This is a genomic window from Nonomuraea terrae, assembly GCF_004348995.1.
Taxonomy (GTDB): domain Bacteria; phylum Actinomycetota; class Actinomycetes; order Streptosporangiales; family Streptosporangiaceae; genus Nonomuraea; species Nonomuraea terrae.
On the sequence record NZ_SMKQ01000096.1, the window covers coordinates 1 to 12,986 of the forward strand.

Annotated in this window: 10 protein-coding genes; 3 read left to right on the forward strand and 7 right to left on the reverse strand. The window is 70.7% G+C overall.

Annotation, left to right across the window (positions count from 1 at the left end; genetic code table 11):
- On the reverse strand, nucleotides 1–1,102 hold a 1,102-nt coding region (locus tag E1286_RS26525; protein WP_132616560.1), incomplete at its 3' end, for an AI-2E family transporter.
- A 338-nt stretch (nucleotides 1,103–1,440) separates the two neighbouring features.
- Between E1286_RS26525 and E1286_RS26530 the strand changes: the two genes are divergently transcribed.
- Complete coding sequence (locus E1286_RS26530) at nucleotides 1,441–3,591, forward strand: DUF6351 family protein (protein ID WP_132616562.1); 2,151 nt, start codon at nucleotides 1,441–1,443, stop codon at nucleotides 3,589–3,591.
- Here E1286_RS26530 and E1286_RS26535 read toward each other — a convergent pair.
- Nucleotides 3,585–4,814 (reverse strand): MFS transporter, encoded by a 1,230-nt coding sequence (locus E1286_RS26535; RefSeq protein ID WP_246075178.1) that lies wholly within the window; start codon nucleotides 4,812–4,814, stop codon nucleotides 3,585–3,587. The genes E1286_RS26530 and E1286_RS26535 overlap by 7 nt on opposite strands.
- A 56-nt stretch (nucleotides 4,815–4,870) precedes the next feature.
- Here E1286_RS26535 and E1286_RS26540 point away from each other — a divergent pair, with 56 nt between their 5' ends.
- Nucleotides 4,871–5,383, forward strand: a complete 513-nt coding sequence (locus E1286_RS26540; RefSeq protein WP_132616566.1) for an ArsR/SmtB family transcription factor — start codon at nucleotides 4,871–4,873, stop codon at nucleotides 5,381–5,383.
- A gap of 9 nt (nucleotides 5,384–5,392) precedes the next feature.
- On the opposite strand, the gene valS is transcribed toward E1286_RS26540, so the two are convergent.
- Nucleotides 5,393–7,870 carry a valine--tRNA ligase gene (gene valS / locus E1286_RS26545; protein ID WP_132616568.1) on the reverse strand — a complete coding sequence of 826 codons (2,478 nt, stop codon included), beginning with the start codon at nucleotides 7,868–7,870 and terminating at the stop codon, nucleotides 5,393–5,395.
- A 106-nt stretch (nucleotides 7,871–7,976) separates the two neighbouring features.
- Between valS and E1286_RS26550 the strand changes: the two genes are divergently transcribed.
- Complete coding sequence (locus E1286_RS26550; RefSeq protein WP_132616570.1) at nucleotides 7,977–8,261, forward strand: DUF4235 domain-containing protein; 285 nt, start codon at nucleotides 7,977–7,979, stop codon at nucleotides 8,259–8,261.
- On the opposite strand, the gene E1286_RS26555 is transcribed toward E1286_RS26550, so the two are convergent.
- From E1286_RS26555 to E1286_RS26570, 4 genes are read right to left on the reverse strand one after another with little or no spacing between them, the layout of a single operon-like run.
- Complete coding sequence (locus E1286_RS26555; RefSeq protein WP_132616572.1) at nucleotides 8,194–9,627, reverse strand: alpha,alpha-trehalose-phosphate synthase (UDP-forming); 1,434 nt, start codon at nucleotides 9,625–9,627, stop codon at nucleotides 8,194–8,196. The two genes, E1286_RS26550 and E1286_RS26555, sit on opposite strands and share 68 nt — an antisense overlap.
- Nucleotides 9,628–9,644: 17 nt before the next feature.
- Nucleotides 9,645–11,189 (reverse strand): FAD-dependent monooxygenase, encoded by a 1,545-nt coding sequence (locus tag E1286_RS26560; RefSeq protein WP_132616574.1) that lies wholly within the window; start codon nucleotides 11,187–11,189, stop codon nucleotides 9,645–9,647.
- Entirely contained in the window at nucleotides 11,186–12,133 is a 948-nt protein-coding gene (locus tag E1286_RS26565; protein ID WP_132616576.1) for an MBL fold metallo-hydrolase, read from the reverse strand. The genes E1286_RS26560 and E1286_RS26565 overlap by 4 nt, the downstream gene beginning before the upstream one ends.
- Before the next feature lie 34 nt (nucleotides 12,134–12,167).
- Nucleotides 12,168–12,977: a 3-hydroxyacyl-CoA dehydrogenase family protein gene (locus tag E1286_RS26570; protein ID WP_132616578.1), complete on the reverse strand. Its 810-nt coding sequence runs from the start codon at nucleotides 12,975–12,977 to the stop codon at nucleotides 12,168–12,170.
- Nucleotides 12,978–12,986: the final 9 nt, after the last annotated feature.

Genomic DNA, 12,986 nt, shown 5'->3' on the forward strand with positions numbered 1-12,986 from the left:
GTGGGTGGGTGGTGCCGGCCGGGGGCTCGTCGCGACCTGGAGGCAGCTCAGGAGGTTTGTGACGGAACTCCTGGAGCGCCCGATAAAGAACCGCCGCCACCGGGACGGCCACGGCCGCGCCCGCGATGCCGGCCAGGATGCCGCCGACGGCCAGCACGAGGATGATCGCCAGCGGGTGGAAGTGGAGCGCCCGGCCGACGATCAGCGGCTGGAGCACGTGGTTCTCCAGCTGCTGCTCCACGACCAGGATGGCCAGGAAGATCAGCGCGTAGACGAAGCCCTTGGCGCCCAGCGTGACCAGGGTCGCGACCGTGCCGGCGAAGAAGATGCCGACGATGGGGATGAAGCTGGCGAAGAAGATGAGCACGGCCAGCGGCGCCCACAGCGGCACCCCCATCCCGGCCAGCACGATGCCCATGACCAGGCCGTGCACGGCGGCCACCGCGACCGTGCCCTGGACGTAGTGGGAGAGCGTGGTCCACGCGGCCCGGCCCGCCCGGTCGACGCGCGGCGCCACCCCGCCGAACGCCTTCAGGAACCACGACCAGATCCGGTCGCCGTCCTTGAGCAGGAAGAACGTGACGAACAGCAGCAGCACGATGGACGCCAGCACCTCGACGGCCACCGCCCCGGCGGACAGGACGGTGCCGGTGATGGCCGTGCGCTGGGCGTTGACCAAGGCGACGATCTCGTCGACGTAGCCGGTGATCTGCGCTTCCTGCAGATGCAGCGGGCCGGTGATCAGCCACTCCTGCACGGACCTGGCGGTCTCCTGGACCTGGCTGACCAGGTTGGGGAACTCCTCGCTGGCCCGGGCGCCGACGAGCCAGCCGGTGCCGGTGAGCACGGCGAGAGCCACCAGCATGGTGAGCCAGGTCGCGTAGATCGGGCGCATGCCCGCGTTGCGCAGGCTCCTCGTCAGGGGGAACAGCAGGGCGGTGAGCAGCAGCGCGATCGCCACGGGCAGCACCACGAACGCGAGCCGGGCGACCACCTGGACGAAGTAGTTGACGACCACGCCGAGCAGGATCAGGCACCCGCTCCACGCGGCCATCTTGGCCAGCACAGGCGGCACGAGCTTGGTGGGGCGGTCGGTCAGCACGTGTTCAAGACTGGCACGTCCGCGCCCAGGATGCGCGCGGATAATCGACGGCTCATCTCACAGCGTCGAGCTGGGACCCTCACCCACAGCTCAGCAGCCGTGAACGTGCTCAGGCTCCGCGCTGCGACGCGGTGCGCGATCACCGGTGCTCCTCGGGATCCAGGCCGTGGCCTCGATCACGGTCGTACTCCCTCGGTACGCGTACGCGCGCCCCGGCAAGAAGCAGGCTCGACCAGCGCGCTGCTGGTGGCTCGCGTGATGGGCGCGGTGGGCGTGGTGGTTCACATCCGGAAGATCGGGTCTGTGCAACAGGGGGAACCCATGTCACCGTCAAGGTCATGAAGGCCGCAGCAGCAGTCCTCGTCGTGCTGGCGTCGCTCGTCGTCGCCCCCGCCCCCGCGTACGCCTCCCGCGCCGACCTGGCGGTCGAGGTGCTCTCCAGCCGTCCCGACCAGGTCAGCGGCGGCGACGCGCTGATCGAGATCCGGTGGCCCCGGGGCCACCGGGTGAAGGTGTTGCGCAACGGCGAGGACGTCACCTCGGCCTTCCACCGGACGAACGACGGCCTCCAGGGCCTGGTGACCGGCCTGGACGTCGGCGACAACACGATCACGGCGGTGGCCGGGCCGTACCGGAAGAGTCTCAGGGTGCGCAACCACCCGATCGAGGGCCCGATCTTCTCGGGCGCGCACCAGCAGCCGTTCGTGTGCAAGACCGAGCGTGGCGGCCTCGGCGCGCCCGTCGCGGACAACCAGGACGGGCAGGGCATGCGCGTGGAGGGCGGCTGGAGCAGGAACTGCTTCGCCCCCACGGTGACCGACCGCCTCTACCGCTCGACGGACGGCACGTTCAAGCCCATGCCCTCGCGGCGTCCCGCCGACATGTCCACGACCACGCTGCTGGACGGCCGTACGGTCGACTTCGTGGTACGGCGCGAGCGGGGCGTCGTCAACCGCTTCCTCTACTCGATCGCCATGGTCGAGGACGGCTGGAACGGCAGGGCGATCTACCGGTTCGACGGCGGCGTGGCCATCGGCCACGACCAGGGCACGCTCGGCGGCGGCGCCCTGGACCCGTACGGGCTGGGCAAGGGCTACGCGATCCTGCACTCGTCGGGCACCCGCACCTCCACCCACTACAACCTGATCCTGGGCGGGGAGACCGCGCTCATGGTCAAGGAGCGCTTCGTCGAACGGTACGGCGTGCCGCTCTACACGGTCGGCCTGGGCGGCTCGGGCGGCGGCATCCAGCAGTACATCTACGGCCAGAACCACGGGAACAGGGTGATCGACGCCGCCATCCCGCAGTACTCGTATCCCGACATGGTCACCCAGACCATCCATGTGGGCGACTGCGAGCTGCTCGAGCGCTACATGGACCACAACCCGCGCTGGGCCCGCTGGGAGGACCGTACGGCGCTGATCGGCATGAACGCCAGCGACACCGTGCCCAATCCCTACACCGGCGAACAGGGCTCCGACGAGTGCGTGAACGGCTGGCGCGGCCTGACCCCGCTGACCATGAACCCGCTCTGGACGTCCAACGACGACCCGGAGTGGGAGCGCATGGACCCGCCGGGCGTCAAGGACACCGTCGAGTGGACGCACTGGGACGACCTGCGCAAGGTCTACGGCGAGGACGAGAACGGCTACGCCCGCTCGACGTGGGGCAACGTGGGCGTCCAGTACGGCCTGAAGGCGCTGCGGGAGGGCGTGATCACGCCGGCGGAGTTCCTCGACGTCAACGCCAAGGTGGGCTCCTGGAAGGCCCCGGCCGACATGGTGCCGGAGGGCTGCCCGTTCGTCCGGACGGCGTGCCCGGCGGACTTCGACCCGTGGAGCGCCCGCAACGCCGACCTGGGCGACCCTGCGCCGAGGCGCGCGCCCGACCCGGTCGCGATCAGGAATGTGCAGCGCAGCGGCCTGGTGTTCCGCGGCGACATCGACATCCCGGTCATCGACTGGCGCCACTATCTGGAGGAGCAGCTCGACATGCACAACGCGCACCAGTCGTTCGCGACGCGCCGGCGCATGCTCGACCACGACGGGCAGGCGGGCAACCAGGTCATCTGGTTCACCGACGCCCGTCCCGCCGGGGAGGAGTTCGACCAGACGCCCGAGGCGCTGCGGGTGATCGACGCCTGGATGGCCAACATCCGGAAATATCCAAAACGCGGCGTTGTGGGCAACAAGCCCCCGCAGGCCGTCGACCGCTGCTTCGCCACCGACGGCACCGAGATCGCCGCCGGCCTCCACGTCTGGAGCGGCATCCTCGACGAGCGCGCCCCCGGCGCCTGCACCCGCCACTTCCCGCTCTACTCGACCTCCCGCATCGTGGCCGGCGGGCCCATCGAGGGCGGCGTGTACGCCTGCCGCCTGCAGCCGGTCGAGCGCGCCATCGCCAAGGGCCTGTACGGCTCCTGGCAGCCCACCCGCGAGGAGCGCGCCAGGCTGAAGGAGATCTTCCCCACGGGGGTCTGCGATTACTGAGAGACCTCGGTGACCGGCAGCTCGCGCATCGTCCGCAGGGGCGAGGCGAACACCCACAGGAACGCCACGCAGCCACCGACCGCGGCGACCAGCAGCGTGTTCCTGACCCCGATCACCTCGCCCAGCACGCCGCCGATCACGCCGCCGAGCGGCATCGTGCCCCAGACGACGAACCGCATGGTGGCGTTCATCCGGCCGAGCAGCGACTCGGGGGTGATCGCCTGGCGGAAGCTGAGCTGGGTGACGTTGTAGATCACCACTCCCGCGCCCAGGCAGAACTCCGCCAGCACGAACAGCACCAGCCGCCAGTCGGCCTCCAGCCACGGCAGGACGAACATCAGCGGCGCGGGCACCACGATGGCCAGCCACATCGTCGGGCCCTGCCCGAGCCACCGGGCGATCCTGGCGTTGACCAGCGCGCCGGCCAGGCCGCCGACGCCGCCCGCGGCCGTGAGCAGCCCGATGGCGCCCGCGGCCAGCCCGAGCTCCCTGGCCAGCAGGAGCAGGACCATCGGCTGGGCCATCGCGGTGAAGAGGTTCGCGGTGGCGGTGCAGCCCGCGATGCGGCGCAGCAGCCGGTGCCCGAAGACGAACCTGAGCCCTTCGGCGATCTCCCTGCCGAGGTGGCGGCCGTGCGCCTCCTGGCGCGGCTCGCGTTTGCGGATCGTCCCCAGGCACAGCGCCGACCAGGCGAACCCGGCCACGGTGGCGGCCAGCGCGAACGGCGCCGTGAGGAGCTGGATCAGGTAGCCGCCCGCGCCCGGCCCGCCGAGCTGCGCCACCGTGCGCACGATCTCCAGCGCGGAGTTGCCCTCCACGAGCCGCTCCCGCCCGACCAGATGCGGCAGGTAGCTCTGGTACGCCACGTCGAAGAAGACGGTGAACACCCCGAGCACGAGCGCCACGGCGTACAGCTGGTAGACCGTGAGCACGTCCAGCCACCACGCCAGCGGCACGGACACGAGGGCCGCCGCCCGCGCCCAGTCGGCGACGACCATGACGACGCGTTTGCGCATCCTGTCCACGATCGCGCCCGCGGGCAGCCCGATCAGCACGAACGCCAGCGTCTGGCACGCGGCGAGCAGCCCGACCTCGAACGGCGAGGCGTTCAGCGCCATCACCGCGACCAGGGGCAGAGCCAGCATGAGGACCTGGGTGCCGACCTGGCTGGCGGTGTCGGCGAGGAACAGGCGGCGGAAGTCATGGTCGCGTAAGACATTCACGCCCATACCTTCCACTACCGATTGGGATTAATCAACCGGTTATAGGGTGGCGGTTCATGGAAAGCCGCCGCCCCGCGACCGAAGCCGAGGCCCGCGCCCTGGCCTCCTCCGTACGCCTGCGCATCCTGCGGCTCTGCCTCGACCAGGCGCTCACCAACAAGGAGATCGCCGGCCGGCTCGACGCCAACCCGGCCACCACGCTGCACCACGTGCGCAAACTGGTCGACACCGGCTTCCTGGCCGCCGAGCCGAGCCGTCCCGGGCCGCGCGGCTCCACCGAGATCCCCTACCGCGCCACCGGCAAGTCGTGGGAGGTCAACGTCCGCGACAGCGGCGTGACGGGCGGCGGCGCGGCCATGGTCGACGCCTTCCTGCAGGAGGTGCGGCTGGCCGGCCTCGAGCGCGGGGAGTACATGCGGCTGGGGCTGAGGCTCACCGCCGAGGGCCATGCCGAGCTGTTCCGGCGGCTGCAGGAGCTGCTCGACGACTTCCGCTACCGGTCGCAGGGCGACGGAGAGGCCTATTCGCTCTTCGTCGCCCTGCACCACGACGTCACCCGAGAAAGCTGAGACGCCCGGTCAGCCCAGCTCGACCTCGACCTTCAAGTCCTCGCCGCGGTCGAGCACGAACTCCTCGACGTTGCCGGCCGCGCACACGTCATCCTGCGCCTTGCGGACGAGCCCGACGTCGGTCGTCCAGACGGTGAGCCGGGAGACCTCGGCCCGCATCGACTGCTTGGCCTCGGACTTCGCCTTGCGCACCTGCCTGAGCACCTCGGAGGCGACGGCCAGCACCGCCGGGTCGCCCGTGCCGCGCTCGGGCTCGGGCCAGGCGGCGCGGTGGACCGACCCCTCACGCCACCACGACCACACCTCCTCGGTCACGAACGGCAGGAACGGCGCGAACAGCCGCAGCAGCACGTCGAGCGCCTGCCGCAGCGCCGCGTGCGCCGACGCCGAGGCCCCCTCCGCCTCGTACGCGCGCGCCTTGACCAGCTCCAGGTAGTCGTCGCAGAACGCCCAGAAGAAGCGCTCGACGGCCTCCAGCGCCCTGGTGTGGTCGTAGGCCGCCAGCGCCTCGCCTGCCTCGCGTACGGCGTCGGACAGCGCGGCCAGCATGGACAGGTCGAGCGGCTCGGTGACCTCGCCGTCGCTCTCGGCCAGGCTGAGCACGAACTTGGACGCGTTGAGGATCTTGATGGCCAGCCGCCGCCCGACCTTGAGCTGGCCCGCGTCGAAGGCGGTGTCGACGCCGTAGCGGCCGCCCGCCGCCCAGTAGCGCACGGCGTCGGAGCCGTGCTGCTCCAGCAGGTCGACCGGGGTGACGACGTTGCCCTTCGACTTCGACATCTTCTTGCGGTCGGGGTCGAGGATCCAGCCCGAGATCGCCACGTCGCTCCACGGCAGCGTGCCGAACTCGTAGTGGGAGCGCACCACGGTCGAGAACAGCCAGGTGCGGATGATCTCGTGGGACTGCGGCCTCAGGTGGGCCGGGAAGACGCGCCCGAACAGGTCGTCGTCGGTGCCCCAGCGGCCGGCGATCTGCGGGGTCAGCGACGAGGTGGCCCAGGTGTCCATGACGTCGGGGTCGGCCATGAAGCCGCCGGGCACGCCCCGCTGCTCCTCGGTGTAGCCGGGCGGCACGTCGGAGGACGGGTCGACCGGCAGCATGTCCTCGGTCGGCAGGATCGGCGCGTCGTGCACGGGCTGCCCCGACTCGTCGATCGGATACCACACCGGGAACGGCACCCCGAAGAAGCGCTGGCGCGAGATCAGCCAGTCGCCGGCCAGGCCCTCGACCCAGTTGTCGTAGCGCACCCGCATGTGCGGCGGGTGCCAGGCCAGCTCGGCGCCCCGATCGAGCAGCCGGCGCCGCAGCTCCTCGTCACGCCCGCCGTTGCGGATGTACCACTGCCGGGTGGTGACGATCTCGAGCGGCCTGTCGCCCTTCTCGTAGAACTTCACCGGCCGCGAGACCGGCCGCGGCTCGCCGTCGAGGTCGCCGGACTCGCGCAGCAGCTCCACGATGCGCTCGCGGGCGCTGTGCACGGTCTTCCCGGCCAGCTCTTTGTACGGCTCCTCCTCCACGCCCTGCGGCGGCTCGGGCAGCAGCCGGCCGTCCCAGCCGATGACCGGCCGGGTCGGCAGGTCGAGCTCCCGCCACCAGGTGACGTCGGTGACGTCGCCGAACGTGCAGATCATCGCGATGCCGGTGCCCTTGTCGGGCTCGGCCAGGCGGTGGGCGAGCACCGGCACCTCGACGCCGAACAGCGGCGTCAGCACCGACGTGCCGAACAGGCCCTTGTAGCGCTCGTCGTCGGGGTGGGCGACCAGCGCCACGCAGGCCGGGATCAGCTCGGGCCTGGTCGTCTCGATCCAGACCGTCCCCTTCTCGCCGTAGAAGGAGATCTTGTGGAACGCGCCGGGCCACTCGCGGTCCTCCAGCTCGGCCTGGGCCACGGCGGTGCGGAAGGTGACGTCCCACAGCGTCGGCGCCTCGGCGAGGTAGGCCTCACCGCGCAGCAGGTTGCGCAGGAACGCCCGCTGCGACACCGCCCGCGACTCGTCGCTGATCGTGGTGTAGAGCAGCGACCAGTCGACCGACAGCCCGATCCGCCGCCACATGTCCTCGAACGCCTGCTCGTCGATCGCGGTCAACTGGTGGCACAGCTCCACGAAGTTGCGCCGGGAGATCGGGATCTCACGTTTGCCCGGCTTCTCCGGTGGAACGAAATCGGGGTCGTAGGGCAGCGACGGATCGCAGCGGACGCCGTAGACGTTCTGCACCCGGCGCTCCGTGGGCAGGCCGTTGTCGTCCCAGCCGAGGGGGTAGAAGACCGACTTGCCGATCATCCGCTGGTAGCGGGCCATGATGTCGGTGTGGGTGTAGGAGAAGACGTGACCGACGTGGAGCGAGCCGGACACCGTGGGCGGGGGCGTGTCGATGGCGTAGACCCGCTCGCGCGGCGCGGAGCGGTCGAAGCGGTAGACGCCTTCGTCTTCCCAGCGACCTACCCATACCTGCTCCAAGCCATCGAGCGAGGGCTTTTGGGGCATGGATGGACGGCGTAGGCGCTGTTGAGTCATGCCTCCTTATGGTACGGCTTCGCCGCCCGCCCGGCGGTGCAGACTAGTGTTCCTTACGAAGGGGAAGGAGATCGTCATGGCGGAGGACAAGCCCGATGTCGCCTGGCGGGTCATCGGCGGGCTCGTCGGCGTGGTGACCGCCTGGGCGGCGAGGAAGATCCTGGGGTTCGCCTGGGTGAAGGCGACCGGCAAGGAGCCGCCCATCGACACCGACTCGCCCGAGGTGAGCATGGGCGAGGCGATCGGCTACGCCGTGCTCATGGGGGTCGGCATGTCCGTGGCGCAGATCGTGGTCAACCGGACCGCCAAGAAGCGCTACGACGCGTGGAAGGCTGTGAAGCAGGTGACTCCAGGGCGTTGAGAAACTCGTTCGCCCAGCGGTCCACGTCGTAGGTGGCGACCCGGCGGCGCATGGTGCGCATCCGCCGGGCCAGCTCGTGCGGCGTGGCCCGCATCGCCGCCAGCATCTGCCGCTTGACGTCCTCCACGTCGTACGGATTGACCAGATAGGCCTGCCGCAGCTCGTCGGCCGCCCCGGCGAACTCACTGAGCACCAGCGCGCCCTGCAGGTCGTGGTGGCAGGAGATGTACTCCTTGGCCACCAGGTTCATCCCGTCGCGCAGCGGGGTCACGATCATCACGTCGGCGGCGAGATAGAGCGCCGCGAGCTCCTCCTGGCCGTACGACTGGTGGAAGTACTGCACCGGCTGGTAGCCGAGCTGGGCGTGCTCGCCGTTGATCCGCCCCACCTGCAGCTCGATGTCGTCACGCAGCCTGCGGTACTCGTCCACCCGCTCCCGGCTCGGGGTGGCGATCTGCACGAACACCGCCTCGTTGGGCTGCAACCGGCCGTCCTTCAGCAGCTCGCCGAACGCCTCCAGCCGCTGACCGATCCCCTTGGTGTAGTCGAGCCGGTCGACGCCGAGCAGCACGTGCTCGGGGTCGCCCAGGTCCATCCTGATCTCCTTGGCCCGGCTCACGATGTGCGGCTCGCGGACGAGGGAGTCGAGGTGCGCGAAGTCGACGGAGATGGGGAACGCCTGCGTGGTGACCACCCGGTCGTCCAGGAAGATCTCGTTCCCCTTGTACGGCAGGCCGAGCAGCCGCCGGCACAGCCGGCGGAAGTTGGAGGCGCCACCGGGCAGCTGGAAGCCCACCAGGTCGGCGCCGAGCAGCCCTTCGACGAGTTCCTTGCGCCACGGCAGCCGCCAGAACAGCTCGGTGGGCGGGAACGGGATGTGCAGGAAGAAACCGATGCGCAGGTCGGGCCGGATCCTGCGCAGCATCGCGGGCACGAGCTGCAGCTGGTAGTCCTGGACCCACACCACCGCGCCCTGCTCGGCCGCGTCCGCGGCGGCCTCGGCGAAGCGCATGTTGACGCTCCGGTAGGTCTCCCACATTGCCCTGTCGAACACCGGCGTCGCCACCACGTCGTGGTAGAGCGGCCACAGGGTGGCGTTCGAGAAACCCTCGTAGTAGAGCTCAACCTCGCGAGCCGACAACGGGATGGAGATGAGGTTCATCCCGTCCTGCTCGAACGGCTGCAGCTTCTCGTCGGGTGCTCCGTGCCAGCCGGCCCAGGCTCCGTGGCGGCGCTGCATCACGGGAGCTATCGCCGTGACGAGCCCGCCAGGACTCCTGCGCCACGAGGCCGTTCCGTCGGGTTCGATCGTCCTGTCCACCGGCAACCGGTTGGCGACGATCAGAAACGAGCTACGGCCAGTCACGCAGTCCTCCTATGGGGTCATGTGTCAGGAGAGCCGCCGAGAGCACGGCTCACAGCGGCCGCCACCGACTCAGGCCCCGCATGGGGGAGGATCGCGGCGACGTGGGAGTCGGGCCTGATGAGCCATGCCTCATCCGGACCGGCGCCGAGCCTCCCAGCGAGCGAGCCAGTCCCATCTATCTCCGCGAGCCCGCGAACGGCGAGCGGCGCCGTAATGACCTTGCCCAAGACCTGCACAAACAAACTCGAATCGCACATATCGCCCAGGAGAACGAGGAATCCGTCCCGGCACGACTCGCGCAATCTGCCCCCGGGAAGCGCCACGTCAGGGAGGATCACGCCCGGCGCGGGCTCGCACGACGCGCCCTTGGGCGGCCGGCCGCGGAACGGGCGTGACGGCTCGGGCGTGGTCAGCGGCGAGTCGACGTACCAGAACGGTTCGGCGAAGCGGCCGGAGTCGACCTCGGCGATCCGGCCGCCCTCCAGCACGGCCCGCCGGCGCATCCGCTCCTCGACGGTGCGCGGCACCAGGAAGCGCATGGTGGCCGCGGTGACCTCGATGTTCTCGCGCGCCGCCGCGTGCCGCTCGGCGTGGTACGACTCCAGCAGCCCCTCCCCCGCCCAGCCGTTGAGCACGAACGCCAGCTTCCAGGCCGCGTTCTCGGCGTCGGCCACGCCGGAGTTGAGGCCCCGCGCCCCGAACGGCGCCAGCAGGTGGGCGCAGTCGCCCGCCAGCAGCACCCGCCCGGAGCGCATCCGCGAGGCCAGGCGCGCGTGGAAGCGGTAGGTGCTGTGCCAGAGCAGCTCGTACGGCCGGTCTCCGATGATCTGCCGGACCTTCCGCGCGATGTCATCCTTTGTCGGGATGAAGTCGGGCGCGATCTGCCAGTCGATCCGGTACGTGCCCCCCGGACACGGATGGATGAGCACCTGCCGACCCGGGTTCCACACCGGATCGAAGTAGAAGCGCCGCTCGTCCTCCCAGCCGGGCAGCTCCGCCTTGATGTCGCAGATGAGGAACTGGTCGTCGAACGACTCCCCCGCGAAGGCCACCCCGGCCGCCGAGCGCACCCCCTGCGCCCGCGCCCCCGCGCAGGCCAGCACGTACGGCGCCCGCAACACCCGCTGGCCGCAGCGCACGCTGACCCCGGAGGAGTCCTGTGTCAGCCCGGTCACCTCGTGGTCCCAGCGGACCTCGATGAGCGGCTGTCCGGCGATGATCTCGTCGAGGATCTGTTCCGTACGGCTCTGCGAGATGTTCACGCACGCCGGCAGTGTGCCGTCGTCCTCGAACGACCAGGACGACAGCTCGCGGTCGCGGTAGTAGGTGCGGGCGGTGGTCCACGCCAGGCCCTCCTCGGCGATCTTGCCCGCGCCCGCGGCGGCCCAGATGTCGAGCACGTCGCGCTGCTGGCAGATCGACTTCGACCCGCTCCGGCCGCGGGCCGGCCGCTGGTCCAGCACCAGCACCTGGATCCCCCACCGGGCCAGCAGCAGCGCGGCGCTCTGCCCAACGGGCCCGGCCCCGATCACGATGACCTGGGCGTCGGTCTCGCGCCTCATGACTGCAGCTCGTTCCAGACCTGGCGGTCGCGTTCGGCCGTCCACACGCGCGGACGTTCGATCCCGTGCAGCTCGTCCCAGAGGCGGGAGACGTTGAACGGCAGGCAGTGCTCGAAGATCGGCCAGGAGCCGTAACGGGGCGCCAGGGCCCGGTGCGTGCGTGCGAACGCCTCCTTCAGCGAATCGGCCGCGCCGGCCTCGCGCAGCATCACCGTCAGGAAGTCGCGCGTCTGCCCGATGGCCGCCGCCACGCCGTCCTTCCCCCTGGCCACCGCTCCCCTGCCGCCGACCAGCGTCTCGGCCCCGAACGACGCCACCCGGTCGAGCGTCGCGGAGGCCCAGTCGCGGTGGAAGGCGTCGCCGGTGTAGAGGGCGGCCTGCGACTCGACCAGGTCACCGGCGAACAGGACGCGCCGCTCCGGCAGCCAGGCGACCAGGTCGCCCTCGGTGTGGCCGCGGCCGCAGTACTGCAGCACCAGGTCGCCGCGGCCGCCGCCCAGGTCGATGGTGAACCGGTCGCTGAACGTCGCCGTCGGCCACGTCAGCCCGGGGATCGACCCGGGCTCCTTGAACAGGCGTGGCATGCGGGCGTACTCGCTGGCCCAGTCCTGCTCGCCGCGCTCGGCGATCAGCTCGCGGGTCTTCTCGTGCGCCACGATCACGTCGGCGCCGAACGCCGAGGCGCCGAGCACCCTGACCGCGTGGTAGTGCGACAGCACCAGATACCGGACCGGCTTGCCGGTGTGCTCGCGCAGCCTGGCCAGCCACGCCCGCGCGGCCACCGGTGTGGCGAGCGCCTCGAAGCAGACGAGGAAGTCCTCGCCCTCGATCGCGCCCACGTTGGGGTCGCCCTCGGCCGTGAGCGCGTAGACGCCGTCGGCGAGCACCTCCAGGGACTGCCGCTTCTCGCTGAGATCCGCCGACGAGGCGAACGGCTTGGCCATCGCTCCTCCTCTCTGCCCGATGATCAGAACGTGCTCACCATGCGTAGAATCCCTTGCCGCTCTTGCGCCCCAGCTCGCCGGCGGCCACCTTCTCGCGCAGCAGCCCGGGCGGCTCGAACCGGGGCCCGAGCTTGGCGTGCAGGTATTCGGCGATGGCCAGCCGGACGTCGAGCCCGACCAGGTCGCCGAGCCTGAGCGGGCCCATCGGGTGGCCGTAGCCGAGGGTCATGGCCGTGTCGATGTCCTCGGCGGAGGCCACGCCCTCCTCCACCATGCGGATCGCCTCCAGGCCGAGCAGCACGCCGAGCCGGCTGGTGGTGAACCCGGGCGAGTCGTTGACCACGACGCCCGTCTTGCCGAGGCCGGCCACGACCCGCCGCGCCCGTTCCAGCACGTCGGGCGGCGTGGCGGCGGTGACGACGATCTCCACCAGGCGCTGGACGGGCACCGGGTTGAAGAAGTGCAGCCCGATGAGGCGTTCCGGGCGGTCGAGCGCGGCGGCCAGCTCGGCGATGGACAGCGAGCTGGTGTTGCTGGCCAGCAGGGCGTCACGGGAAAGGCGCGCCTCGGCCTCGGCCAGGATGCGGATCTTGAGCGCGGCGTCCTCGGGCACCGCTTCGACCACCAGCTCGGCGTCGGCGGGCACGGCGTCCATGGTGAGCCTGGCCAGGGCCTCGTCAGGGTCGGCCAGGCCCTTGGACGCGGCGACGGCCAGCCCGTCGGCGATGCGCCGCCGCGCCTGCTCCGCGAGCGGCTCCTGGACGGTGACATGGTCGCCCCTGACGAGGAAGACCTGCGCGATCCCGGAGCCCATGCGGCCACCGCCGATGACCGCTACCTTCATGAGCGCCTC